The 25,319-nt window shown below is 61.2% G+C and carries 26 protein-coding genes; 12 read left to right on the top strand and 14 right to left on the bottom strand.

Annotated elements, in window-relative coordinates; genetic code table 11:
- Positions 1-354 precede the first annotated feature (354 nt).
- Positions 355-1,338, bottom strand: a complete 984-nt coding sequence (locus tag ABSB13_RS11665; protein ID WP_428108518.1) for a hypothetical protein — start codon at positions 1,336-1,338, stop codon at positions 355-357.
- 50 nt (positions 1,339-1,388) lie between these two features.
- Here ABSB13_RS11665 and ABSB13_RS11660 point away from each other — a divergent pair, with 50 nt between their 5' ends.
- Positions 1,389-1,949 (top strand): CDP-alcohol phosphatidyltransferase family protein, encoded by a 561-nt coding sequence (locus ABSB13_RS11660; RefSeq protein WP_428108515.1) that lies wholly within the window; start codon positions 1,389-1,391, stop codon positions 1,947-1,949.
- Here ABSB13_RS11660 and ABSB13_RS11655 read toward each other — a convergent pair.
- Positions 1,934-2,275: a type II toxin-antitoxin system RelE/ParE family toxin gene (locus ABSB13_RS11655; protein WP_428108512.1), complete on the bottom strand. Its 342-nt coding sequence runs from the start codon at positions 2,273-2,275 to the stop codon at positions 1,934-1,936. The genes ABSB13_RS11660 and ABSB13_RS11655 overlap by 16 nt on opposite strands.
- Positions 2,259-2,549 (bottom strand): type II toxin-antitoxin system Phd/YefM family antitoxin, encoded by a 291-nt coding sequence (locus ABSB13_RS11650; RefSeq protein ID WP_428108510.1) that lies wholly within the window; start codon positions 2,547-2,549, stop codon positions 2,259-2,261. Before ABSB13_RS11650 ends, ABSB13_RS11655 begins: the two co-directional genes overlap by 17 nt.
- A 243-nt stretch (positions 2,550-2,792) precedes the next feature.
- On the opposite strand from ABSB13_RS11650, the gene ABSB13_RS11645 reads away from it, so the two are divergent.
- Complete coding sequence (locus tag ABSB13_RS11645) at positions 2,793-3,239, top strand: hypothetical protein (protein WP_428108508.1); 447 nt, start codon at positions 2,793-2,795, stop codon at positions 3,237-3,239.
- A 211-nt stretch (positions 3,240-3,450) separates the two neighbouring features.
- On the opposite strand, the gene ABSB13_RS11640 is transcribed toward ABSB13_RS11645, so the two are convergent.
- The 4 genes from ABSB13_RS11640 to ABSB13_RS11625 form a co-directional block, all read right to left on the bottom strand.
- Positions 3,451-4,197 (bottom strand): c-type cytochrome, encoded by a 747-nt coding sequence (locus ABSB13_RS11640; RefSeq protein WP_428108505.1) that lies wholly within the window; start codon positions 4,195-4,197, stop codon positions 3,451-3,453.
- A 31-nt stretch (positions 4,198-4,228) separates the two neighbouring features.
- Positions 4,229-5,377: a metallophosphoesterase family protein gene (locus ABSB13_RS11635; protein WP_428108503.1), complete on the bottom strand. Its 1,149-nt coding sequence runs from the start codon at positions 5,375-5,377 to the stop codon at positions 4,229-4,231.
- 46 nt (positions 5,378-5,423) lie between these two features.
- Positions 5,424-6,728, bottom strand: a complete 1,305-nt coding sequence (locus ABSB13_RS11630) for a cytochrome-c peroxidase (protein WP_428108500.1) — start codon at positions 6,726-6,728, stop codon at positions 5,424-5,426.
- 154 nt (positions 6,729-6,882) lie between these two features.
- The gene (locus ABSB13_RS11625) at positions 6,883-7,413 is read right to left on the bottom strand and encodes a ferritin-like domain-containing protein (RefSeq protein ID WP_428108497.1); all 531 of its coding nucleotides are present in this window, start codon (positions 7,411-7,413) and stop codon (positions 6,883-6,885) included.
- 143 nt (positions 7,414-7,556) lie between these two features.
- Here ABSB13_RS11625 and pcnB point away from each other — a divergent pair, with 143 nt between their 5' ends.
- From pcnB to ABSB13_RS11605, 4 genes are all read left to right on the top strand, one after another.
- Positions 7,557-8,882: a polynucleotide adenylyltransferase PcnB gene (gene pcnB, locus ABSB13_RS11620; protein WP_428108494.1), complete on the top strand. Its 1,326-nt coding sequence runs from the start codon at positions 7,557-7,559 to the stop codon at positions 8,880-8,882.
- Between the two features lie 103 nt (positions 8,883-8,985).
- Complete coding sequence (locus ABSB13_RS11615) at positions 8,986-9,912, top strand: branched-chain amino acid transaminase (RefSeq protein ID WP_428108491.1); 927 nt, start codon at positions 8,986-8,988, stop codon at positions 9,910-9,912.
- Positions 9,913-9,975: 63 nt separating this feature from the next.
- On the top strand, positions 9,976-10,566 hold the full coding sequence (locus tag ABSB13_RS11610) for a peroxiredoxin (protein WP_428108489.1): 591 nt from the start codon (positions 9,976-9,978) through the stop codon (positions 10,564-10,566).
- 111 nt (positions 10,567-10,677) lie between these two features.
- On the top strand, positions 10,678-11,607 hold the full coding sequence (locus ABSB13_RS11605) for a DUF3800 domain-containing protein (RefSeq protein ID WP_428108486.1): 930 nt from the start codon (positions 10,678-10,680) through the stop codon (positions 11,605-11,607).
- A gap of 2 nt (positions 11,608-11,609) precedes the next feature.
- On the opposite strand, the gene ABSB13_RS11600 is transcribed toward ABSB13_RS11605, so the two are convergent.
- The 3 genes from ABSB13_RS11600 to ABSB13_RS11590 form a co-directional block, all read right to left on the bottom strand.
- Positions 11,610-11,915 (bottom strand): hypothetical protein, encoded by a 306-nt coding sequence (locus ABSB13_RS11600; protein WP_428108484.1) that lies wholly within the window; start codon positions 11,913-11,915, stop codon positions 11,610-11,612.
- Between the two features lie 745 nt (positions 11,916-12,660).
- Positions 12,661-13,590, bottom strand: a complete 930-nt coding sequence (locus ABSB13_RS11595) for an IS1595 family transposase (RefSeq protein ID WP_428108481.1) — start codon at positions 13,588-13,590, stop codon at positions 12,661-12,663.
- A 156-nt stretch (positions 13,591-13,746) separates the two neighbouring features.
- The gene (locus ABSB13_RS11590; RefSeq protein ID WP_428108479.1) at positions 13,747-14,469 is read right to left on the bottom strand and encodes a YkgJ family cysteine cluster protein; all 723 of its coding nucleotides are present in this window, start codon (positions 14,467-14,469) and stop codon (positions 13,747-13,749) included.
- Positions 14,470-14,523: 54 nt separating this feature from the next.
- On the opposite strand from ABSB13_RS11590, the gene ABSB13_RS11585 reads away from it, so the two are divergent.
- The 6 genes from ABSB13_RS11585 to ABSB13_RS11560 all read left to right on the top strand — a co-directional run bounded on the left by ABSB13_RS11585 (position 14,524) and on the right by ABSB13_RS11560 (position 20,990).
- On the top strand, positions 14,524-14,763 hold the full coding sequence (locus ABSB13_RS11585; RefSeq protein ID WP_428108477.1) for a type II toxin-antitoxin system HicB family antitoxin: 240 nt from the start codon (positions 14,524-14,526) through the stop codon (positions 14,761-14,763).
- A gap of 147 nt (positions 14,764-14,910) precedes the next feature.
- A complete protein-coding gene (locus ABSB13_RS11580; RefSeq protein WP_428108474.1) occupies positions 14,911-16,209 on the top strand; it encodes a C69 family dipeptidase in 1,299 nt (432 codons plus the stop codon).
- Positions 16,210-16,349: 140 nt separating this feature from the next.
- Positions 16,350-16,799, top strand: coding sequence for a DUF6941 family protein (locus ABSB13_RS11575; RefSeq protein WP_428108473.1), 450 nt, complete (start codon positions 16,350-16,352; stop codon positions 16,797-16,799).
- 51 nt (positions 16,800-16,850) lie between these two features.
- The gene (locus tag ABSB13_RS11570) at positions 16,851-17,738 is read left to right on the top strand and encodes a G1 family glutamic endopeptidase (RefSeq protein ID WP_428108471.1); all 888 of its coding nucleotides are present in this window, start codon (positions 16,851-16,853) and stop codon (positions 17,736-17,738) included.
- Positions 17,739-17,898: 160 nt separating this feature from the next.
- Positions 17,899-20,010, top strand: a complete 2,112-nt coding sequence (locus ABSB13_RS11565) for an NHL repeat-containing protein (RefSeq protein WP_428108468.1) — start codon at positions 17,899-17,901, stop codon at positions 20,008-20,010.
- A gap of 110 nt (positions 20,011-20,120) precedes the next feature.
- Positions 20,121-20,990 (top strand): G1 family glutamic endopeptidase, encoded by an 870-nt coding sequence (locus ABSB13_RS11560; RefSeq protein WP_428108465.1) that lies wholly within the window; start codon positions 20,121-20,123, stop codon positions 20,988-20,990.
- A 123-nt stretch (positions 20,991-21,113) separates the two neighbouring features.
- Here ABSB13_RS11560 and ABSB13_RS11555 read toward each other — a convergent pair whose 3' ends face one another.
- The 4 genes from ABSB13_RS11555 to ABSB13_RS11540 all read right to left on the bottom strand — a co-directional run.
- Complete coding sequence (locus ABSB13_RS11555; RefSeq protein ID WP_428108463.1) at positions 21,114-22,322, bottom strand: CaiB/BaiF CoA transferase family protein; 1,209 nt, start codon at positions 22,320-22,322, stop codon at positions 21,114-21,116.
- A complete protein-coding gene (locus ABSB13_RS11550) occupies positions 22,322-23,590 on the bottom strand; it encodes a CaiB/BaiF CoA transferase family protein (protein WP_428108461.1) in 1,269 nt (422 codons plus the stop codon). Before ABSB13_RS11550 ends, ABSB13_RS11555 begins: the two co-directional genes overlap by 1 nt.
- A gap of 2 nt (positions 23,591-23,592) precedes the next feature.
- The gene (locus tag ABSB13_RS11545; RefSeq protein ID WP_428108459.1) at positions 23,593-24,285 is read right to left on the bottom strand and encodes an HAD family hydrolase; all 693 of its coding nucleotides are present in this window, start codon (positions 24,283-24,285) and stop codon (positions 23,593-23,595) included.
- A 65-nt stretch (positions 24,286-24,350) separates the two neighbouring features.
- On the bottom strand, positions 24,351-25,319 hold a 969-nt coding region (locus tag ABSB13_RS11540), incomplete at its 5' end, for a lytic transglycosylase domain-containing protein (RefSeq protein ID WP_428108456.1).

Genomic DNA, 25,319 nt, shown 5'->3' with positions numbered 1-25,319 from the left:
CACCAGCTTGGCGGACCGCAGATCCACGCTGCCAACCGCTCGGCTCGGCAAAGTCCTCAATCCGTACTCCTGGGGCAAAAACGAACGCCAGTTACGCAAAGGTCTCCTGTCAGGGAGAGGAAATTAAGAGAGAGGCAAAGGAAAAGGATCCGGGATTCTTCGCTTCGCTCTAGAATGACACAATGAAAAGAGCGACCTACCGTCCCAAACCATTCTAACCGGGCGAAGCCCGCATCCCGCGGCGGTGCCCGATTTGTTTTAACGGTGGGTGCAGGGGTCAGCCCCTGCCCGCGCGCGACAACGGAGCGCGGCCTTAACGTTGAGTGCAGGGGTCACCCCTGCGGTCGCCTCTGCTCAGGCCGGCTGGTTCTCGAGCTGATCGCCCAGAATTTCCGACAGCCGCTCGGCCGGAAGACGGCGCAAATCGGGAAGCGCGAAGCCCGACGCCGCGACATGACCGCCGCCGCCGTAGTGTTGCGCGAGGATTGACAAATCGACTTCGCAGTCGGAGCTGCGCCGCAGGCTGACGCCCTGGCTGCGCAGATCGAACAGCGCAATGACCGTGCGAGTCTGTCCCTCGTAGAGATGCGCCGCGACTTCGCTGCTGTAGCCGAAGCAGCACGCCGTCCGCACCGTGATTCCATTGTCGAGCTTGCGATCGACCATCGTCGCGTGCGCCAATTCGAGGCTGCGGCGCATCGCATCCTGACCCGACTCGAACGCGGCGCGCAGCTTGCGGCTCATCCGCGGCTCGCGCAGTTTCATGATTTCGCGATACGACGAAGTCCCGCCGAGCGTCTGCACGGCGAGCGCCCAGTCCGAAGACTCGGGAATCTTGTGGATCCAGCGATCGTGATCGTCGGCGATCATCACGAAGGGCTGGAAAGTCTCGAACTCGGCGCGCTGACGTTCGGGAAGCTCGCGCCCCATTCGTTTGAGAAAATTGAACGTCAGGCGCGCCGCCGAATATTGTTCGCTGAGAACTTTGCCGGCGAACGGCACCTTGAACTCGGGGGCATCGGCGCGGGAGACTGCGGTGCGATGATGATCGATCCAGTAAACCCTGGCCCCCCGTTCACTCAACTCCGCCAGATGCGCGCCGGTCGCCACTGAGTTCCAGGACAGATCGGTGATCCAGATTTCGTCTTCGTTGCCGGCGTCGTCGGACTTGAGCGTCAGATCGTGGATAACGCGGTCGGCGTCGTTGTTGCCGGCAAGCGTCGTGAAGACTTTATGGCCATCGTAAAAGCGCGCCACCGCGGCCGCCGCCATCACCCCGTCGAGGCATGACGGACCGTGGCTGACGACCTGAATCGTGCGGGAAGTTTTTCCGGGCATAAGGAAACGATTGTAGATTATTCGGCGCGCGCGAGCGAAACGGTGAAAAGGTGAAACATCGCCGCCGCGGCGGCGCCGCCGCAATTCTCGCTCAGATACCCAACGGCCTGAGCGCGCTGCGGTTCGCACTGGCCGCAGTCTGGATCGAGCTGGCCGCCCGCGGGCATCAGGGGCGGCTGGCATTTGCGATAGTCGCGATAGTTGCCGCCGGCAGCGATTTCATCGACGGGCGAATCGCGCGGCGCCTCGGCGTCGAGAGCGGCAGCGGGCGATGGCTCGACGCGGTTGCCGATGTGGCGTTCGTGCTGGCGGCGCTTTTATCCGAGGCGGCGGCCGGCGCGATCCCTTTTTACATTCCGATCCTCATCGCGCTTTCGTTCAGCCAGTACGCGATCGATTCGGTCGTGCTCGGAGGGCGCGTGGCGCGTCCGGTAAGGAGCCGGCTCGGTCATTGGGGCGGGATCATCAACTATGCGCTCGTGATCGCGCTCGCGATCGCGCCGCCGCCTGCCCTTGCCGGTGCTGTCGTGCGCGGCCTCGCGCCGCTCGTCGCGCTGTTCTACCTTGCCGCGATCTCCGAGCGCGCCTGGCTCTTCTACCGCGCCCGCTGACGCGGTGGCCAGTCCTCGATAAACTCATCCATAGCCGCGTGCCTGATCGTCAGAACGCGAATCAGTTTGCGCGGCTCGTCGATATCGTAAATCACGCGGTACACGTCGCGTTTCGAGCCGTAAAGCAGATGCCGCAATCGTCCTTGTGCGGTTCTGTTTTCGGGAGCCACCGGGCATCGGCGCGGAAATCGTTCCAGCGCGTCGATAGCCTTCTGAAGTCCGTTGAACCAGCGAGCGGCCACCACCGAGTCGTCAGCCGAAATCCGCTCGTATATGTCGATCAGGTCTCGCTCGGCGCGAAGCGTTAGTTCAACGAGGAATGCCATAGCGGCGGCGCAACTCGTTGAACACTTCGCGGGCGGGCCGCGTCCGGCCGTGCGCGATGTCGTCCGCGCTTTGCCGCAGCGCCTCGTAAACGTCGGCGCGGGCTGCGATATCGAGCAACTGCTGATAAGCCTCCGCGTCCTGCACGACTGCCTCGGCCTTGCCGTTGACGGTCAACACCACGGGCCGCTTGGATTTCTTGATCTGCTTGAGAAATTGGCCCGATTTGCGCCGAAAAGTTGTCAGCGATTGAATGTCTTTCGTGATGTCGAGCACGTCTAACCCTGCTTGAGATTGAGCACCTAATTAGGTGCTATCAGTCTCGGGGTGTTTTGTAAAGCCGCTCGACGAGCTAGCGCTTTGGGCTCGTCGCGCTGTTCTACGTCGCCGCGATCTCGGAGCGCGCCGGCTCTTCTACCGCGCCCGCTGATCTGTTAGGATTTCTTATTCAGCGCAGATCGCCCGACAAGCAATACTTATTGCGGCACAGTTCTTGCTGGATCTTACTGCGGATACGCGATGAAACTCCAAGCACACTTGCCCACATTCAGCATCGGCCCGCGGGATTGGCACGCGGCGATGATTGCATTGGTTTCGCTTCTCGGAGCGGTGGTGCTCTTGGTGGCGTTACAATCGGGCGTATTATCTAACAACCTGTTGTTCTCGCCGCTGCAAACGTCGTCGACAATTGGCGTTCCACCCCGCGTTTCGCTCGACCTTCACTTATGGAACCCTCCGATCGGTTCGTGGGAACGGTTTTCAGTTGCGCACCCGCTACCGGCAAACGTCGCTTCATCGCAACAATTCTCAATTGCCGTGGGTTCGCGGGCCGTATTCGCGGTCTTCGGTGAAGCGGCGCTTCACAACATGCTGGCCCAAAAGGAACCAGTGCCCCAGCTCAAACCGCGCAATGATCGTCTGATCCTGATGCTGATGTTGCTCGGGCTTAACAAGCGTCGCAGCTAACTCTCGCTTTTGATTGGCGGGGAATTTGGGGAGCATGCCACAGCTCTACCCGGGTTGCTTTCGTGCTTCTTTGGTAACGCTATCTTTTGTGTCCTATCGCATCATGTGTGTGCCCAAAGGCATCATCCGCCGAGATCGATGCCTGCTTCAGCTAAGGCTTCGATAGCGTCGATCTGAAAGACGCCAAGGCGCTGCTCAACAGCGCGACCTGTCAATGTTTGCCGTAGTCGAGCGCGACGCCTTTGCGCTGCGCGAGGATGTACGCTTCGAGCGCGCGCAGTCTCGTATCGTTGGGATCGAGCGCCTTGCCCTTGAGTGGATTCTCGATGCACCAATCGATCATGTCGCGCAGCAACGCCACGCGCTGTAGCTGGACCTGGTATTTCGGGTAAGTCTCAGGATGCGTATTCGCCGCGTTCGGATGGCACATGTCGCAGCTCACGCCAATCGTGCCGCCCAGCGCGGCGCCGTCGTGGAAGAGCTGGTTCCCTTGCTCGACGAAGTTGTCGGTTTCGCTCTTCCAAACCTTGTAATCGCGATCGGTGAAGCTCGCGTAGGTGTCGCCCTGCTGCGTTCCCTTCGATTGCGACTTGACGGCTGTTGCCCTGGAGGCAGACGCAGCCGGCGGCGGCTGAGACGACTGGTCTGTCTGATGCTCCTGCTGCGCCATCTCCCATTTCTCGCCGGGATGCTCGCGCTGCCATTGCGCCATCAACTGGCGCGCGACCTCGACCGCCTGCGCATGAGGCATCGACTCGCCCGGCTTGAGGCCTTTCACTTCCACGCTGGTTTTGCCGTCGCAGAGCATCACGACCGTGCCGCCGTTTTTCGAATCCGGCAGCTGATGAACCGGAATGGGAGGCGCTTGTTGCGCGCGAAGCCGCGGCGCGTACGCCACGGCCGCAAATATCGCGGCGCATCCGGCGGCGGTTGCCAATGCGATCGATCGTCGGGTCATATTCTCCTCGAGGAAGCTTTTTCCCCCGCCCTCAGTAGCTCGCGAACTGTGGCGCGGGCGGCCGCGCGATCTTGCCGTGCGAAACCAGGTAGTCGGCCTTCACCGTGACCGGGTTGCGATCCCACAGGCTGTAAATCTTGTCCGCCAATCCGTCGGCGCGCATATTTATCCGGCCGTCGCCCAGTCCGTCGAACTGATCGAACGGATCCGCCCGGCTCATCTGAACAGTCAACGGCGGCAGCCCGGTCGGAGCGTACGGCCACGGCCACGCCGTCGAGAGCAACCCGTAAAAGCTGATGTTCCCGATCTGGTTGTAGAGCATCTGATGGGTATGGCCGTGGATCACCGTCACGTGCTGGTACGGCTTCAGAATTGCCTGCACCTGCTCGGCATCATCGGTCCAGAAATTCCAGTTGCGGTAGTATTTGTAGAGCGGCGAATGCGAGAAGACCAGCAACGGTGTGGTGTGCGGCACTTTGGCGAGGTCGGCGGCGAGCCACTTGCGCTCGTCGTCGCCGACTTCGAAGCGTGACTGTACCCCGTTGTCGAGGCCCGCGACCGTGTGCATCCTCTGCTCCGGCGTCATTTTGCGCGCCGTCCAGAAATCCTTCTCGTGCACGCTCATCAGCACCACGACGTGCACGCCCTTCCAGTCAAATGAATAGTTGGGCGGTCCGAACATTCCCTGCCACGCGTCGCCCATGTCGTAGAACCAGTCGTGCTCGCCGACCATCATTTTCACCGGCGCCTTCAGCTCGGCGAGAATCTGCCTGCCGAGTTCGAGCTCCTCGTGCCGCCCGAGCTGAGCCAGGTCGCCGCCGAACAGCACGAAGTCGGGCTGCGGATCGAGCGCGTTCACGTCATCGACCGCTTTGACTGCCGCGCGCACGAAACGCTGGTTGAGCGTGCGCTGGTAGAGATGCGTGTCCGAGACGTAGGCGAAGGTGAACGGCGGCTGACCCGCCATCCCGGCGGCGCTGGCGGTCTTGTCGGGCGCGGCGTTGGCGACTTCGATGAGCTGGAACGAATGCGGCGGCATGAGGCTCTTCGCCATCACGGCCCCGGTCGTCGCGGCCAGCACTTTCAGAAATGTCCGCCGGTCCAGACCGCGCAATCCGCGCAGCGCCGCCTCGCGATCTTCCATGTATTTGGTTTCGACGCTTTTATGCCGAGCCGCCATCGCGCGCTTGCCTCTGATTTTTCGTCAGCTTAATTCTCTCATCAGGTTAATCGCCGCCGAGCAGCGCTGGATTCTCTTCGTTCTGCGCCGGCCCGATATCGCCAAACGGTCCGGCCAATCCCGGCCCGTGCCCTTTGTCGCCGTTGGCGGCCGCGGTGTCGCGCTGCGGCCTGTCGGTGCGCGATCGTTTGAACTGGAGGTCGTACTCCTCCTTGGCCGCCTGCGCGTATTCGGGACTGGTCAGGCTGGCCAGAAACGCGACCAGGTCGTCTTCTTCGGCTTCGCTGAGGCCCAGCGGAACGATCCCGCCGTCGAGGTACGGGTTCTGCACGCCGCCCTTGTTGTAATGATCGATCGTGTCCCACAGCGTGACCTGCGAGCCGTCGTGGAAGTACGGCTGCGTGACCAGCAGGTTGCGCAAGCTCATGGTGCGGAACGCGCCGATATCATGCGGTTGCTTGGTCACCAGGAAACGCCCCAGCCCGCTCATGTCGGTGCCGATTGCCAGCTTGTCGATCTCCTGCTCGCCGCCGCCGCTGCTGGCCAGCGTGTTGAGCGCCTTGCGCGCCAGCGGCACGAAGTTGGCGTTATGCGCCGACACGCCGATGTTGTGGAACTTTTGATCGGTAAACAGCGGCTGCGTCGGATTCCATGCGTGACACGACATGCAGCGGCCCTTGCCGTTGAAGATCGACCATCCCCGCTTGGCCGAATCGCTGATTGCGCTCGGGTCGCCGGCGATAAACTTGTCGAACGGCGAGTCGAATGCCAGTTGCGTGCGCTCGTACGCGGCGATCGCGCGCTCGATATCGGCGAACGTGACGTCGTGCCCGAACACATCCTGAAATTGCTTCTGGTACTCTGGAATCGCCTTGATCTTCGCGACCGCGTCGTCGGTCGATTTCATGCCCATCTCGACCGGATTGGTTACCGGGCCCTGGACCTGCGCCTCCAGCGTTGGCGCGCGTCCGTCCCAGAACTGCGTCACGTTGAACGCCGCGTTGAGGATCGTCGGCGCGTTGCGCTGGCCGGACTGCGCGCGGATACCCATCGAGGTCGGAAGCTGATCGGTGAAGCCCTTGGCGGGATCGTGACAGTGATCGCACGATACCTTGTCATCCGCGGACAAGCGATCGTCAAAAAACAGCGCCTTGCCGAGCGCTATCTTTGCCGGCGTCTGCGGATTGTCAGGCGGAATCACCCACGAGAAGAGATCGGCCGGGAAACCCGCCTGCTTGTCGGACTTGGGATCGGCCAGCGGTCCGGGTCCTTGCGCGCTAGCCAGAGTGAACCAAGCGGCCACCGCCGTCGCGGCGAGAAGGGAGAAGAGCAACATGCGTGCGGGCTTCATCCTGGCGTTCTCCGGTGGCCCGATCGCGGCGCGGTATGCGCTGCGCGCTGTCAAATTCCAGATAGATCACGCCGGTGTTTTTGTCAACTTGCGCCGGCCGGGAATCGGGGACACGGACGCGATCGCATCCGCGTCCCCATCGTGAGATCGATCGTCAGCTCATCTTGGCGAGCAAATCCGACATGTCGTTGGCGTGCTCTTCTTCCATCTTGTTGATCTGCTCGATCAGTATCTTGGTGGTCGGGTCGCCATCGCCCAGCCATCGAATGATTTCCTGGTACGTATGGATTGCGATCCGCTCGGCGACCAGGTCTTCCTTGATCATATCGACCAGCGTCTTGCCCTCGACGTACTCCGAGTGCGAGCGGTCCGTGAGTCCCTTGGGATTGAAGTCCGGCTCTCCGCCAAGCTGGGTAATCCGCTCCGCAAGCCAATCCGCGTGCTGCTGCTCTTCGTTGGCGTGCTGCAGGAATTCCGCCTTGACCGAATCGGAACTGATCCCCTGCGCCATGTAGAAATGGCGCTTGTAGCGAAGCACGCAGACTATCTCCGTCGCCAGCGCCTCGTTGAGCACTTTCAGCACCTGCTGGCGATCGGCCTTGTAGCCCTCGGTTACGGCGCCCTCGTCCATATGTTTGCGTGCGTTTTCGCGAACCTTTTTAAGGTCGATTAGAAACTTCTCCATGTAGCGGTCTCCTTTGCTATCCGTGTAGCGTAACTCTTTTCGCACTTCTTGGGCAGGATGCGCGCGTCGCCAAGCGTGCCTTAGGGAACGATGAAGCGCGCGCGCCGTCGTGCTACCTTTGGAGCGAATTCGGGCAAACGGAATTGGAACCCCGCATACTTGAGCGCGCCGAGCATCCCATCTCGCGCCGCGATATCGACGCCAACGTCCTCAAGGTCCTATATCGCCTCAACGGCGCCGGCTACGACGCATACCTGGTCGGCGGCGGCGTGCGCGACCTGATGCTCTCGCGCAAGCCCAAGGACTTCGACGTCGCCACCTCGGCCCATCCGCAGCAGGTCCGCGAGCTGTTCCGCAACTCGCGCCTGATTGGCAGGCGCTTTCGCCTGGTCCACGTTTTCTTCGGCCGCCAGAATGTCGAGGTCGCCACCTTCCGCCGCCAGGCCGAGGCGGTCGCCGACGCCGACGATCCGCTGATTCGTCTCGACAATACTTTCGGCACGCCCGAGGAAGACGCGTTTCGCCGCGACTTCACCGTCAACGCGCTGTTCTACAGTCCGCAAACTTTTCACGTGATCGATTTTCCCGGCGGAGTCGACGACCTCAGGGCTCGATTGATCCGCACGATCGGCGACCCCGAGCTGCGGATGCGCGAGGATCCCGTCCGCATGATGCGCGCGGTGCGATTCGCCGCCAAGCTCGGCTTCGAAATCGAGCCCGCCACCCGCGTCGCCATCGAGCGTCATCGCGCCGATCTCGCCAAGGCCTCCGTGCCGCGCCTGGTCGAGGAAACTTACAAGACGCTCGGCCAGCCCGAGGCCGCTCACGCTTTCGTGCTGATGGAAGAGCTGGGATTGCTCGAGTACGTAATCCCGATTCTTTCCGCTCATCTGAAATCGAGCGGCGCGATGCTTGCCGAGCAGCCCATCGTCCGCAGCATGGCCGCGCTCGGCCGCGCGATCGCCAGCGGCTTTGCCCCCGATCATTCGATCGTGCTGGCCACGCTGATGCTCGACCTGTATCGCGACGAGCACCGCCGCACCGCCGACCGCCGCGTCGATCTGCTTGGCGAGCTTCGCGCGCGCGGCTTTGCGCGCGGCGACACGGAGCAGATGCGCCTGATTCTCGAGGCCTTCGAGAATCTCGCGGCGCCCACTCGCCGCACGCGGCGCCTGATGCGCCGGCCGTACTTTCCCGACGCGCGGATGTTCTTCGAGATGACCGCGCCGACTTACTCGATCGATCCCACCCGCATGTTCCGATTCCTTGCCGACCCCGACAACTTTGCGATGAGTCCCGCCTCGCCCGCCAGTGGCGGCGCCGACCGGGTCGGCGCCGACGCCGCGCATCCGCCCGGCAGCCAACGCCGCCGCCGCAGGCGTCGCCGCCGCCGCCCGCGCCACGGCGGGGCCGCGCCGTCGGGCAGTATGAATCCGCCTCCATCGCCGGACCCCACTCGCCGCGACTAGCCACCCGCGCCGGTGGCGACCGCGCCGGTGGCGACCGCGCCGGTGGCGACCGCGCCGGCACCCATCGACTAACTTCGGCCCATCGATTACTTTTGACTCCACTATGGCCGCGAACAATCTGCGCTCCGAGCGAATCTGGATGGACGGCGCGATGGTCCCGTACGACGAGGCCACCGTTCACGTCCTTACCCACAGCCTGCACTACGGCCTGGCGGTGTTCGAAGGGATGCGATGCTACAAGGGCGACGACGGCCGCTCCGCAATTTTCCGCGCCCGCGAGCACATCCGCCGCCTCATCGACTCCGGCCACATCGTCGAGATGCCCGTCCCGTACAGCCAGGAGGAACTGCTCAAGGCATGCGCCGACGTCGTGCGCATCAACAAGTTTGCCGAATGCTATATCCGGCCGCTGGTGTTTTTCGGCGAAGGTGAGATGGGACTTTCCGCGCGCGGCAACAGAATTCGCGTCTCGATCGCCGCGTGGCCATGGGGCGCCTATCTCGGCCAGGACAGCATCGCCAAGGGCGTGCGGCTCAAGACCTCATCGTTCGTGCGATTCCATCACAACTCGATGATGCCCGCGGCTAAGGCCACCGGCCACTACGTCAACTCGATCCTCGCCGGCTATGAGGCCCGCCGCAGCGGCTACGATGAAGCGCTGCTGCTCAACACCGAGGGCTTTGTGGCCGAGGGCAGCGGCGAGAACGTCTTTGTGGTTCGTGACGGGGTAGTGCGCACGCCGCCGCTCACGTCGGTGCTGGCGGGAATCACCCGCGACGCAGTCATCAGGATTCTCCACGATTCCGGCATCGAGGTGCGCGAGGAGAATTTCGCCCGCGACGCCTTCTACATCGCCGACGAGGCCTTCATGACCGGCACCGCCGCCGAAGTTACTCCGGTCGTCGAGCTCGACGATCGCAAGATCGGCCCCGGGATGCCCGGCCCGATCACGGCCAGGGTGCAGCAGGTGTTCCAGGCCGCTTTGCACGGACGCGAGCCGCGTTACCGCGACTGGCTATACTACATCTGATCTCGATCGCGGGAACTTTCCAGCCGCGCGCTCGCACTTGAGTCCGAAAGGATGGAGGCTCGCATGAAAATGTTCACCGTCGCACTAATCGCAATCGTTGTGGTCGTCGTCGCCGTCGCGCTACGCCCGCGAATCGCGCGCGCCGAGTTGCTCAAGGAAGGACAGATCGCGCCGCCGTTCACCACCCAGATGGTTACCGGCGAAACTCAAGCCCCGGTCTCGCTCGCCGATTTCCACGGCAAAAAAGTCATCCTGTATTTCTATCCCAAGGACGAAACCTCGGGATGCACCAAAGAGGCGTGCGCATTCCGCGACGGCTACGCGCGCTATACCAGCGCCGGCCTGGTCGTGCTCGGATGCAGCATCGACTCGGCCGAAGCGCACAAGGATTTCATCCGCAAAAACGGTCTGCCTTTCCCGCTCCTGCTCGATCCCGGCAAGCAGATTGCGACCGCCTACGGCGCCGCAAACGGCATTCCGATCCTCGGCCTCGATCGGCGAATTACCTACGTCATCGACGAGAACGGCAAGATACTGAAAGTCTATCCGAGCGTCGATCCGTCCACCCACGCGATCGAAATCCTGAGCGACCTGGGCATAACCAACGCTGCTCCTCCCGCGCAGGCCAAGCCCGCCGCTGGGGCCTCGAACTGAGCAGGGGCCAGCCCCTGCACCCGGGTCAGGAGAAGAGGCCCGCGTAGCGGCTGAAGGGGGCGGCGCTCCGACCCCAGCTATTGTTCCCCTTCCCACATGGGGATTAGTCGGATGTTGACAGTCACCCCGCAGACGCGGCAGAATCTAGCACATGGGCGGAAACATCGGCAGCGCGCCAGCGATAAGGCGTGCTTACCTCGGCGCGGCATATTCACGGGGATCGTGGGGAAGACGATTGTGAGGGTCGTTTATTCCGATGAGTCAGGAGTCGGGAGCATCAAGACCGAACCGCTCACCGTCGTCACCGCAATCGTCCTCAATGTAGACAAGCAGTGGGAGCCGGTACAAGACGCCCTGTACTTGGCCGAAATGGACACGCCCCGCAAGCTGCTCTATAAGCGGCAGCTAAAGGGAAGTGTGCTTTACGGTGCGGTACGAAAAGGTATTTCGGCAGCGAGCGAGACACTCACAGAAATTTTGAGCATTCCAGCGAGAGAACGGATCGGAATTTTCTATGGTGCGGTAGATCGCGCTGGATGTCTTCGATCGCTACACAAGTCGTCGAAAAGCGGTTCGCCTTTGGCGGAATATCATGCTGCGTTTGCCGACTGCCTTGACCGCGTTGATACGGCAGCCAAAATCTTCGCCGCTGGTGAGCGTGTCTTATGGATTGCTCACCGGAGCGATCGTCAGCGTGAGCCAGCCACGACGAGTAGCCATTTCTGGCATAAGATTTTTACTGAAGTACGCCCACGCCCGAATAAAGCTCCTGCGACCATCACCGATGAAGGCTTCGCCGCTCTAATGGACTCTCTGGTGATAGAACCGACCGGCAAAAAAAGTTCAATTGTCGATACCGTCTACTTCGGCAATGCAGAGAATTCTATTGCGTTGCAGTTGGCCGACGTGTGTTGCTCTACGGTGACGCTGCACTTACTAGAAAAGTTTTACAATTGGCGACCAATCGTAGAACCGTTTTACGACTTAATCCGCCCGCAAATAATGACTGGCGATATTGTTCCGATGTTCCTTAGCCGCTGACTTCATTTCCGAGACTTGAGCCAATCGCTTTCGGAGATGCAACGAACTTGCAGGAGTTGTTCGGTATCTGAGTCCAAGTCGGGATAGCCGGGATAATGAGGTGCCCGAGCCGCTGTCGCCAACGCATCGGCGCGCCAACTCTCGCATTCCATTTCGCCAGCAAAGCTTTGATCGATGTCTTCCTGAATCCAACTTGATAGCGGAGCTTCGACCAGAACCTTCGGAGAACCGCTTATCCAGACTTTCGGCGGCATGATCGCAATCCAAGTAACGAGCAACGCGAGCGCGGCAGCGTGGCGCGTTTTCATGCTGAAACCGTTAGAGTGAATCTATGCCGTTTTATGACGATTTCGGTTTCTTTTGCCAGAGCACTCACGAGAATTTTGAGACCCAGTTTTTGCCAGAAGAAATAGTGCCCGAATCCGGCATCTATCTCTGTGAAGCATGCTGGTTTGAAATATTCGTAAGGCGAGACGATCCATTGCCGGACACTACTGATTGCAATCGGCACAATCCGCCAAAATGGAAACCAACTAAGTTGTTGAAGAACGAGATTCGGTGGCGATTGGTCGCGTCTCTGAACGATCAGCGAGCACCCCGTTGGTAGATGATCCCTCCCGCTCAACGTCAAACGCTCGGAAGTCGCGGGCGTTAGCATGTCGTGCCCATATCAAATCTGCTAGTTGCGCTAGAGCATCGGCAACGGCTTGAAGCTTGCGCGCGGGCAAATTACGTTCCATAAATTCAGCGACTTTGCCAACGTCATCGTCTAGGCATATTTTCATGCTCTCGAATTTATCAAGAACTAGACGACGGTCTCAAGACGGCTTTTGTCGTTTTATCTACTTCGCGATTTCGACTTTTTCTCGCTGGCCGTATTATTCACCTGGACACGTTCGATCAACGGAGCCATCAGCTTTTTCAGCTTGCCGATGTCGGCGTGTCGAAGTTCTTCTCTGAGCCGGTCGTCTTCGGCGCGAGTTTTTTCGGTGATAGATTTGCGAGCGCGGGTGGAAGCCACCCGTGTACTTTAGCGCTTCCAGATTCGCTCGGCTAGCGGCTGACGCTTTGGATCAAGTCAGCAAACATCGCAGGATTCTTCCGGTTGTTGAAGCGCCACGCGAATTCGTTCACGTAGAGCGGAAGATACTGTTTGCTGACTTTGTGATACGAACCGATGATCCCGCGCTTAAATAGCGACCAAAATCCCTCGATTGTGTTCGTGTGCGTCGTTCCCACTACGTACTGGCCGGCACTGTGGCGCACGACGCGATGATCGTAATCGCGGCCAAGCAGCCGATAACCGCTGTGTTCGTCCGTGGCGACAAGTTTTGCCTGTGTCGATACGCTCTGACGGACGAAACTATCCAGTGTCGCGGTGTCGGTGTTTTCGATCACTTTCGCGATGATCATTCCCTTGCGCGCAATCGCGCCGATGACCGCAATCTTGCCAGCGGTTCCCGGCCCGCCCACTCCGGGCGGATTCTTTCCGCCATGATGATTGGTGCGTCCGCCATGGCGATTCTTTGCCTTGCCGCCGACATACGTTTCGTCAATCTCGACTTCGCCAGTCAGCGGCATCACGTCGCCTTTCATGGCACAGCGCCAGCGCATGCACAGATACCACGACGTATGATAAGCGTGCGTCGATTCTTCGCCGAAGATGACGCGATGGACCTGTAGAGCGCTGATTCCCTTCTTCGCAGTCAGGATCAGGAACGCGACTTTGAACCACAGCTTGAGCGGGATTTTCGTGTTCTCGAAGATCGTCTTTGTGATCACACTGAAACGATAGCCGCGCCGCTCGCCGCAACCCTTGTTGCAGCATACCCAATGGAACGGGCGCGCCTTGAGCACATAGATACGCTCCTTGCTCTTGCAGCGCGGGCAGCGCACGCCGTCCGGCCAGCGCATCCCCATCAGGAAATTCTTGCAGTCGTCTTCCGTCTGGAACTGTTTGTCAAATGCATCTATCGTCTGCATGAACGTATATTAGCGCGAATTGCGATGACTGTCAACTCCCGACCAACCACCTTCCCACATGGGAAGGGGTCAGGGGTTCGGTTAGCCCAGCATCGATCACCACTTTCCGTTGTCATTTTGTGCGCAATAATATTGCCGGACCTCCAGCGTCCGGCGTCAAGACGCCTCGCCCGGCGAATAGCCGATGCTCACCGCGAGCATCACGGCCGCCGCCGCCAGCAACTCGGCATTCGACTCGCGCCGAATCATCTCCGTAAGCCGTTCGAGATGCGCCGCGATCGTTTCCGCATCACCGACGACGCCGCATCCGATTCCGCCCGCATCGAACATCGCGTCGATCAGCGGATTCGCGTCGTAGCCCGATTCGGCCAGCGCCTCACGAACGGCGCGCCGCCAAAACTCGCGCGGCTCCACGCGATCGAAATCGGCCGTCGCCGCGATTCGCTCGCGAAAGACCGCCATCAACGACGCGTAGCCGGCGTTCGCTTCGAGATACTCTGCGACGCCCTGTGCATCGAGGAAGTCATTCACCGCGCCGTCGCCGCCATACACGCCAAGCGAGCCTGCCGCGGGTTCGAGCGTCACAAACCGTTCCTGGTCTTCAGCATGCTCGATTCCGAGCGGATAGAGCCGGCATGCGAGCGGGCGTCCGCGATGGGCCCCACAGCGCGCGCCTTCCAGCGCGGCGCATGCGCCGTTGTCGTTGAACTTCAAGATCGATCCGCGCCGAATCGTGTAACGGGCGATCGCCTCGCGCGTCGTGATACCCACAGCGCGCGCGAGCCTCAGCACGTCATACGGCGACAGCGTGATTACCTTGTCATGGCAACATCGCCCGCACGCATTGCAGACGTACGAAAATGGGCTCTTACGATTCACCGGCGTGAGCGGCTATGATACGACCATCAGCAGGTCGCCGATATGCAAGCCTCAATGGAATTCAAACTCCCCGCGCAAGTAAGGAAAAAGGGGAAGTGGTTCATCTCCTCGTGTAATTTGCTCGACGTTCATTCGCAGGGTCACACGCGCGACCAGGCCGAGCGCAATTTGAAGGACGCGCTGGCGACTTTTCTGCTCAGTTGTTACGAGCGCGGCACGCTGGAAATCGTGCTGCGCGAGGCGGACCTGGAACTAACCCACCTCCTGAATCATTTTGAGCGAAACCTGCTGTGATTGAGCCGAAGCCCTGAGTGCTGCCGAAGGGGAAGAATCCCGGATCCGGGTTCCTTCGCTTCGCTCAGGATGACACAAAAAAAAGCGAGGCCTCTTCCCACTTACCTGTTCTAACCGGGTCCTTCGAGTACTCAGGATAAATTCCTCATGGCCGCATCAACCATCCCTTCCTGCGATACCATCGTAGTGCTCGCGCCGCACACCCGCGCCGGCGCCACCATCCTGGCCAAAAACTCCGACCGCCCGCCGCGCGAATGCCAGCCGCTGTTTCACTCGACGCGCCGCGTCCATCCCCATGGCGCGACCGTCCAATCGCAGTACCTCGAAATCCCGCAAGTCCGCGAGACCGCCGCCGTGATCGGCTCGCGCCCCTTCTGGCTGTGGGGTTTCGAACACGGCCTCAACGAGTACGGGGTCGCGATCGGCAACGAAGCCGTGCTCACGCGCGAGATGCTCCCGGCGACGGGCTTGCTCGGGATGGATCTCGTCCGCCTCGGGCTGGAGCGCTCGAAGACCGCGCGCGAAGCGACCGAAATTATCGGCGCGTTGATCGAACGCTACGGGCAGGGCGGTTCCGCCATGTACGAGGTTGATTTCCGCTACAGCGGCGGATTCATCATCGCCGACCACGCCGATGGCTACGTGCTCCAAAGCTCCGGCCGCCAATGGACCGCGCGCCGCGTCGCCGATCGCGCGTGCATCTCGAATCGATTGACGATCGACACGGCCGGCTTCGGCTCGCCTGACGTGGAAAGCTATGCGCGCGCTCGGGGATGGTGCGGCCGCGAATCATCGTTCGACTTCGCCGCCGCATATTCAAACAAGGACGTGGACGATCCGCTGACGGCCCGCGGACGCCTGGCGCGCAGCCGCGAACTGGTCTCGCGAGACGGCCGCCGCACCGTCCGCGAGATGCTCGCGATAATCCGCGATCACGGCGAGCACGGCGAAACTCCCCCCGCCGGCGACCCCGCCGCCCGCGACGCTTCTCCGACCCTATGCATGCACGGCTCGATCGCCGGCACTACTGCCAGCATGGTCGCCGAACTCCCCGCACCCGGCGCCGACACCATCCCCGTGCTATGGGCGTCGCTCGCCGCGCCATGCACCGCGATCGCGTTTCCGCTGTTCGTGGATGGGACGATCCCGCCGGTGCTGGCCGCCGGCGGTGAACGAGCCTCGTCCGACTCGCCATGGTGGCGCTTTAAGAAGATTCAGGATCTCGTCGCGAGCGCGCCTGAGCGCCTGGCGCCGATCGCATGGAAGCATTTCCGGCCGCTCGAGGCCGCGATGCTCGAGCGCGGCGCCGAGGTCGGCCTCCAGGCGCGCAAGCTCGACTCCGCCGCGCGCGAGAAACTGCTCTCCAGCTTCATGGCGCAAAATATCGTCCGCGTCCTGAACGCGCAGTCCGCCGCCGAATCCGAACTCACCCGCGCCGCTTCCTAGTACCCTCTCCTTGTCCCAGGAGAGTGTCCGGGAGAGGTTCCACGCCTGAACGCCGCTGTCAGCTGGCCCCGTTGCTTGACAGCGACGGCATTCGCGTATGCTATCCGACATACGCTACGAATGACGCGTGGAGGTACCAGATGAAGATCGAATTTGCTCTGCTCGCCGATGCGGCCCAGGCGGTTGGCGGCAAAATTTATGTGCTAGGCGGCGGATGGAACGTGTTCCGGGCGGCAAACTATCCGGCGCCAGTTCATCTTTCCATCGCGATGGGTCTTGGTTTCACGTCCAATGAAGTCGGTATCAAATATCCGCTGAACGTTGCGGTTACCGACGAGGCCGGAGTTGCAATAATTCCGGAAATGAAAGGCCAGGTGGAAACCGGCCAGGTCGCTCCGGATTTCCCCAAAGGCGTCTCAGTGAAGATTCCCGTCGCAATCACCATCAACATGCCTCTTCCCCACCCGGGCACTTACGGAATCGTCGTGACTGCCGGCTCCGCAAAGACTCAACTTTCGTTTGAGGCAATCTTTGCAGGCCAGAAGGTGCAGTTCGCGCCCGAGGGTTCTATGCCCGAGCGTGGCAACTGAGCAGCATCGTGCATCAGTAGCGAAGACCCGACGAAACCCGGTTGACGCATAGTGAACGGCGTGGTTAGGTCTGTAGCCGTGAAAAGCTTAGATGAGGTGTCAGTGATGCGTTTGCTCCTGATCTGCGCACTTACTGTGGCGATCGCTGGCGCGTCGTCACCCGCGATTGCCGGACCCGCAAGGCCCCGCGTGAAGCACGCGCCAATCAAGGTTTATCGCGACGAAAAGGGCGATCCTCTACGCACGATTGATGGTGCGCTGGTAAATCAGATCTGGTCTGGCTACGCGCTGCCCGAGTTTGAGACCGGCAACCTCTTCACCTCCGCGCAGGCGACCTGGACGGTGCCCGCAGTTTCCTATGAAGGCGTCGAAGCGTTGTCGGCAAGCTGGGTAGGAATCGGCGGATTCTGCGAAAACTCGGAATGTGACCCGGTCGACCAGACCCTGATTCAGCTCGGGACCGCCCAGGCAGCACTCACCGCTAAGAAGACGGAATATTGGGCCTGGTACGAAATGCTGCCGAAGTTTTCTATTCCAACCAAGCTCAAGGTGAAGCCTGGCGACGTCATAACCGCGTCCTTGAGCTGCGCCGGCATATGCACGGGCAAGCAGAAGTGGACGCTTTCGATGACGAATGAGACCACCGGCAAGAGCTGGCACAAGCACGTCACCTACAAGTCCTCGAAACTTTCGGCGGAATGGATCGAAGAGGCCCCGAGCAGCCGTGGCGGCGTTTTCCCGCTGGCGGATTTTGGCACGGCGACCTTCACGCAATCCATGGCAAATGCTGCCAGCGCCGATCTCTCTACCGGCGATAGCCTGATAATGGAAGATCCTAACGGGCAGAGCTCGAATGTGTCCGCGCCGAACTTGACCGAGAACGGCTTCAACGCGTGCTTTAGTCCTGACAGCACGCTTGCGACGTGCGACAGCCCCTGACGCGCTCTTTCATCTGATCTCCGTTCCGTGGCCTGACCGAATCCAGCCCAGCGAAAGCCTGCTCGGGCTCAAATCCGGCTGTAGACTTTGCGCTTGCTAACCGCGGGACTTGGTGCCAGTCTGCACCGCGTTTCAAAATGAAGATTCTCCACAAGGCAAGATGAAATTTGCAAAAGCCTCCGCCTTTGCCGCCCTGCTGCTTGCCATGATCGGCCCGGTCTGTGGCGCGGCGGCCGGAACTATAGACACCGCAATCTTCGTTGGTGATGACTACGATGTGACCGCCTACCCCATCGACGCTAGCGGCGATGTTGCGCCAACCGCTGTGACGACCGATATGGCCGTCCCGAGCGGCATTGCCAGAGACGCAAGCGGCAGGATCTACGTTACAAATAACGCGACCAACACGGTCACGGTCTATGCGGCGGGCGCCAACGGCAATGTGCCACCAATCGCCACAATCGGCGGTGCCAAAACTCAGCTCTCCGATCCGACCGGGATCGCATTGGATGCGAGCGGTAAGATCTATGTGCTGAACAGAGCAGATAATCGCAAGCGCAACATCAAGGTCTATCCGCCGCTGGGGACTAACACCGGCATCCTCAATGAGGCTCCTATTACCGACATCGCCGGCTCCAAAACCCGGCTTGATGACCCAACGGGTATCGCACTGGACTCCCAGGGAAACATCTATGTCGCAAACATTTTGGGCGGGCCCGTCGTGCCCAATACTGAGGACAGCGGCACGGTTACCGTCTATGCTGCCGGGAGCAGCGGTAACATAGCGCCCATCGCCACCATCAGCGGCGCCGCGACGGGACTTGCTTACCCCGCCGGCATCGCGCTGGATTCCAGCGGTAACATCTATGTGGCCAACGAGTTAACTGGCAATACCAGCAGTAGCCTCGAAGATTACCCGAGCATCACTGTCTATCCGGCCGGCAGCAAAGGTAACGCGTCGCCTATCGCGGTTATAGCCGGCGACAATACAGGGCTGGACTATCCACAGGGCATCGCGCTGGATTCCGGCGGGAACCTGTATGCGAAGGGTTACGTAGAGTACGTCGGCGACACCATCAATGCTTACCCTGCGGGTAGCAATGGCAACGTGTCCCCTGCCGCAACCATCGTCGGCGCCGATACTGGCCTGGACGGCCCCGATGGCATCGCGCTGGATTCCGGCGGGAACCTTTACGTATCGAATGGCTACGGTGGGCCGGTCGGCGGCGGCAGCGTAACCATCTATCCGGCCGGTAGCAATGGCGATGCGGTCCCGATCGCCACCATCACCAGCAGTTTCACCGGAATCAATGACGCTTCCAGTATTGCGGTGGATTCCACCGGCAAGATCTACGTGGCGAACGAGTTTGGCGCCGCCGGCGATAACGGCAGTATCACTATCTATTCCGCCGGCAGCTATGCCACCGGTGCGCCTATCGCCACCATCGCTGGAGACAACACGGGACTCAGTAACCCCTTCGGAATTGCGCTGGATTCCGCTGGCAACATCTTTGTGCTGAATAGCAGCAATGCCATCACTGTGTATCCACCGGGTAGCGCTGGCGATGCGACGCCGAAAACCACGATCAACATCGACAGTAAGGGGAACAACTATCCGGTCGGCATGGCAGTGGACCCTAATGGCGAGATCTATGTAGTGAATCAGAGCTACCTGAATTGTAATAAACGATCGTGCTACCAAACCAGCCCCGGCAACATCGCTGTCTATCCAGCCGGTAGCCATGATAATGCCACGCCCCTCGCCGTCATCAGCGGTCCCAATACCAACCTTGCTAACCCTTCGGCAGTAGCTCTGGATCAGAGCGGAGACATCTATGTGACGAACCAGGGGCCGGAGAAATGCACGCGTTACTGTGGCTGTTATACAGCCGGCCCCGGAAGCGTTACCGTCTATTCCCCCGACAGCAACGGCGACGTTAAGCCCATCGCCACGGTTAGCGGTCCCAATACCGGGCTTGGGTTGCCTTACGCAATCACGCTCGATTCAAACGGGAACATCTATCTGTTGAACGACGGGGGTTTTAGCGGTCACTTTGCGTGTATTGTTCCGTCTGCGGACGGAGGGACACCGGCCAAAACGGGCGTCCCCGTGGGGGGGACTTTCTTCGACTACATCAGCCGAAGCGTCGAGCCTATTCTGATCTTTGCAGCCGGCAGCAACGGCGATGTCGCGCCAATCGCTGGCATCGGCGGTCCTTTCACGGGGCTTTATGGCCCGAGCGCAATTGCGGTTGGTCCTGCCGGCCCGTAGCCCCGGTTAATTCGCCCGAGCGTGGCAATTGAGCAGCATCGTGCATCAGTAGCGAAGACCCGGCGATACCTGGTTGACGAATAGTGAGCGGCGTGGTTAGGTCTAGAGCCGTGAAAAGCTTAAATGAGATGTCAGTCCTGCGTTCGTTCCTGATCTGCGCACTTACTGTGGCGATCGCTGGCGCGTCGTCGCCCGCAATTGCGGGACAAGCAAGGGCCGGTAGGAAGCACGCGCCAGTCGAGGTTCTTCGCGACGTAAACGGCGACCCTATCCGCACGAGCGATGGTCGGTTGACCAGCGGGAACTGGTCTGGCTACGTGGTGGCCAGCTATCAGACCAAGGAACACTATACGGCCGCGCAGGCGACCTGGACCGTGCCAACGGTTACCTATGACGGATTCGAAGCGTGGTCATCCAGCTGGATCGGTATTGGCGGCTTTTGCGAAAACAAGAAATGTGAGCCGGAGGACGAGACCCTGATTCAGCTGGGGACCGAGCAGGACGCGGTCAGCCCCTCGGAGACTGATTATTACGCCTGGTACGAAATGCTGCCGTATGATTCAATCCCCACCTCGCTCGTAGTGAATCCCGGCGACGTCATAACCGCGTCCTTGAGCTGTGCCGGCGCATGTGAGAGCCCGCAGTCGTGGACACTTTCGATGACAAATGAAACGACCAGCGACAGCTGGAGCGACGTCTTCAGCTACGAGTCCCCGGAACTTTCGGTGGAAGTGATTGAAGAGGCCCCTTACAGCGGTGTCATTCTGCCGCTGGCGGATTTCGACAAGGCGACCTTCAGCGATACCACTGCGGATTCGGCCATCGTCAATTTTTCCAAGGGCGATCGTATCGTAATGGAGGACAGGCAGAGCCGCCACCTGTACGAGAGCTCGAACGTGTCGGGTCTGGTCCCGACCAAGAACGGCTTCAACGCGTGCTTCAGCCCCAAGAAAGCACTTGCGAAGTGCCCCAAGCCGTGACGCGCGCTGTCGTCTGATCGCCGTCCCGTGACCTGACCGAATCGACTCCTGCTGGATGCGGGCCAAGCAGAAAAGGCTTCTCTTCGTCCTGATCCTTTCTAGCCTGCCGGCCCGTAGCCGTGCTTAGATCAGCACTTTCGCTTCCTTGAGCCGCGCGATTTCCTCGGCACTGAACCCGAGCAGCTCGGTCAGCACTTCATCGGTATGCTCGCCGATCATCGGCGCGCCGCGATATTCGAGATCGATCGCGCCGAACTCCACCGGAAGTCCCGGCACGACCCGCTCGCCGACTTCGGAATGCTTTAGCTTCACGAGCATGCTCGAGCGCGAGAAGACGGGATCCTCCATCAATTCGGGAGTGCTATAGACCGGTCCCACGGCGAGTCCGCGCGTGCGAAGTTTCGCGACCAGTTCATCGCGCGGATGGACGCGGGTGCGCGCCGCGATTTCGCGCTCGAGCTCCTCGACGTTCGCCAGCCGTCCGAAGAGTCGGCCGAACTTCGGATCGGACGCCATCGAACGCGCTCCGAGTGCCTCGCACAGCTGGGCGAACTCGTCGTCGCCGGCGATCGCAATCGCGATCCATTGGTCGTCGCCCGCCGCCGGGAACACGCCATGCGGCGCCATCGACTCGTCGCGATTTCCAATCGCGGCCTGGTCGCGCCCGTTCATCAGAAAATCCATCATCGCTTCGGGCATCATGCTGGTAACCATCTCGGCCATCGACAGGTCGAGGTACTGCCCTTCGCCGGTCCGATCGCGACAGTAGAGCGCCGCGAGCAGAAAGAACACCATCCCGGTGCCCACCGCGAAGTCCGGCCACGTCCCGCCGATCCCGCACGGAAACGAATCGGGATAACCGGTGATATGGCACAGCCCGGCGAAGGCCTGCGAGGTCGGCCCGAAGCCGACACTGCCCGCCAGCGGGCCGTCCTGGCCCAGCGGAGTGCCGCTCAGCATGATTATGTCGGGTTTGATTTTCACCAGATCGTCGTAAGCGAGATTGTATTTCGCCATGTTGCCCACGGTGAAATTCTCGGTGACGAAATCGCTCCGCCGGATAATCTTGCGCGCGATTTCCTGCGCCTCGGGCATCGCAAGATTCAGCGCGAGGCTGCGGCGCGAGGTATTGATCGCGTGGAAAATTCCGCTGCGGTTGGCGCCGGTCGATCCGTCGGTGCCCGTCAGAAATCGCACCAGGTCCGGCGCGGTCGACGTTTCGATCCTGATTACGTCGGCGCCCAGCGCGCCCAGCCAGGCGGTCGCGTGCGGAACCGAGTAGATCCACCCGAAATCCGCGACCCGGATTCCTTCCAGCGGCCGCTTGCCCATCAGATGATCCCCGCCGCTGCGAGTTCTGCGAGCTCCGCATCAGACCGCCCGATTCTCTCGCCAAGAATCTTTTGATTGTGCTCGCCCAGCATCGGCGCCCCGCGCACGATTCGCCACGGCGTGCGCGAGAACTTGCACGGCGCACCGGGCATCCGCACTTCGCGGGCGGCGGGATGCTCGAGATCGATGAAAAATTTCCGTGCCTTGTATTGCTCGGTGCCCGCGGCTTCGGCCGGGGAATACACCGGGAAGCACGGCACGTGTTCCGCCTGCGCCCTTTCGAACACCTCGGCGCGGGTCCGCGTAGATAGCCAGTCGATTGCCCCGGCTTCGATCGCGTCGATATGCGCGGCGCGGCCCAGGCTGGTGTCGAACAGCTCGCTGTCCATCCACTCGGGATTACCCATCGCCTGCTTGGCGCCGCGCCAGAAGCGATCGGTGCCGGCGCTGAAGCTCACCCATCCGTCCTTGCACGGATAAACCCACTGCGCGCCCATTTTGCGCCGGGTCGAGAGCCGCTGGAACGACGGCGAATCGGGCGTCTCGTGAGAGTAAAATCCGATGTTGGGGCGAATCATGCTGATCATCGAGAGCCACTGGCTGGCGTCGACGTGCTGCCCCGCGCCATTAGTCATTCGGCTGAATAGTGCGCACATCGCGGCGGCCGCCGCTGTATAGCCAGTCAAATAGTCAGACTGCCTGCCGCCGAGCTTCAGCGGCGGTTGATTCGATGGGTCGGTTACCTGATGCCACGGGGTCTCGTAACCGACGCCGCTCATGTGCGTGGCGACCAGGTCGCCGCCGCGTAGATTCCGGTAGGGCGACTCGGCGCCGAAGAAGGTTATCGATACGACGATCAGCTTCGGGAATCGGGCCGTGAGCGTGCGCCAGTCAATCCCGAGCTTCTCGTTCAGCTCCGGACGATTCGGATTGAAAACAATGTCCGCCGGCGCAAGCAGATCGAGTGCAAGATCGCGCCCGCGCCGGTTTTCCAGGTCGATCGTCACGCCGAGCTTGTTGGTGTTGAGGTAGAGATGCAGCCCGCCGGTTTCGGGGTCGGGCAGCTCATCGCGAAACGGTCCCAGCACCCGTTCCATCGATCCCGTTCGCGGCGGCTCGACCTTGACGACCTCGGCGCCGAAATCCGCGAACGACTTCGCGGCCATCGATGCGGCCAGAAAAGGCATCGTGTCGAGGCACGGCAACTCGACGACCTTGAGGCCTTCGAGCGCGCGCGGCGGCTCCCGCAAGGGCTCCAAACGCGCCATCGCTACTCGGCCATTTCCGCGGTCAGATTGTCGAGCAGGTCGATCAGCTCCGCCATCGAGCTGATCACGTAGTCGGGTTTGAAATACGGATGGGTCTGCAGGTACTTGAACGACGCGGTGCCGGTGGAGACCGCAACCGCCGCGCCGTAGCCCGCGGCGAGCGCGGCCATCGTGTCGCGCGGCTCGTCGCCAACGTACATGCAGGCGTGGGGAAGTATCGCCGCCTTGAGCGCGGTCTGCTTGAGGCTCTCCGTCTTGTCCAGCGCACGCAGCGAGCTCGTGTTCTGCGTGACGACCTGGTCCAGGTACGAGGCGAGCCCGACCATCGCGAGCTTCTCGACCAGCCGCTGCGAATCACCCGGGCGGCTGGTGATCACCCCGGTCGCGTAGCCGCGCCGCTTCAGTTCGGCCAGCGTATCCTGCACGTGCGGCAGCACCTCGAGACGCTCGGTCTTGTCGACCTCGGCCAGGAAGTATGCGTACGCGAGCTTCACGTACTCGGGCCTGAGATGCTCGGGCACTCCGAGCCATACGTCATCCCTGGAAATCGCTTCGCGAAAGCGCTCATGGGTGAGCGGCGGCTCATGGCCGAGTTCGTCGAGCGCGCTTTTCGCGGCGATATACAGCGGGCCATGGATATCGACCAGCGTGCCGTCGAGATCGAAAAAGACCGCCTTGAATTTGCGTGATGCCAATAAAATTCCTCGAGCTTCCCTACCGGAGTGTGTAGAGATGCCGAGCGAACTGTCAAGCGGGGCCGCTAGGGGCTGCGCTGATACAGCAGCAGATACTCGCGCCGCCCTCCGATCACTTTCTTTACGTACTCGCGCGTCTCCTTGTACGCGATATTCTCGACCCACTCGTCATCGGCGCCGGAAAAATCGGCCACCCACTTCGAAACCGCGTGCTCGCCCGCGTTATACGCCGCGACCGCACGAAACGCGTTGCCGCCGAACATCTCGAGCAGGTTTTTCAAATACGCCGTCCCCAGCTCGACGTTAACCGAGGGATCGTAGAGACGGATCGCTTCGCTATCCATGCCGTGCTCGGACGCCATCTTCTTCGCCGTCGACGGAATCAACTGCATCAGGCCGCGCGCGTTCGAACTCGACGTGGCATTGGGGTTGAACAAGCTCTCCTGCCGCGCCAACGCGAGCACCAGGTAAGGGTCCAGCGCGAGCCGGGTGGACGCGGACGCGAAGAGATCCCAATACGCGCGCGGATAGCGAACCCGCTCCGCGACGGCGTGGCTCATCTGGCCGTTTTTTTCCATGTGCGTCGCAGCCACGATTGCGTCATACCACGCATCGGCATTCGCCAGTCCGGCCAGCACGAAGCGCCGCATCTCGACGGTGCCGCCGGCATGCTCCTCGAGCGCCTTCAACTCGGCGGGCTCAAGCTCCTTGAGTCCCATCGCGCGAAGCGTCTGAAGCCGCGCCATGTGATACTCGGCGACGCCGGTGACGGCGGGCGCAGCGCCGTATTGTGGATCCGGCGCCGACGCGGCCGGAAGATCGGGCCCGGATTCCGCGACGCGCCGGCTGGCGAGTTCGGGATAGTAGTTGGTGTCGGTGCTGGCGGCGAGTTTTGCGAAAATCGCGTGAGCATCGCCGGTATCGCCCGCATTTTCCAGCGCACGCGCACGCCAGTACTCGCACATGTCGCGATCGGTCGCGTCTTTGGCGCGCGCAGCGGCAACCTTGAATCCCGCCGCCGCGATGCGGTAATT

This window comes from Binatus sp. (SeqCode), from assembly GCF_050013435.1.
GTDB lineage: Bacteria > Desulfobacterota > Binatia > Binatales > Binataceae > Binatus.
The sequence above is the reverse complement of the archived record's forward strand: the minus strand, read 5'-3'. Positions and strand labels throughout refer to the sequence as shown.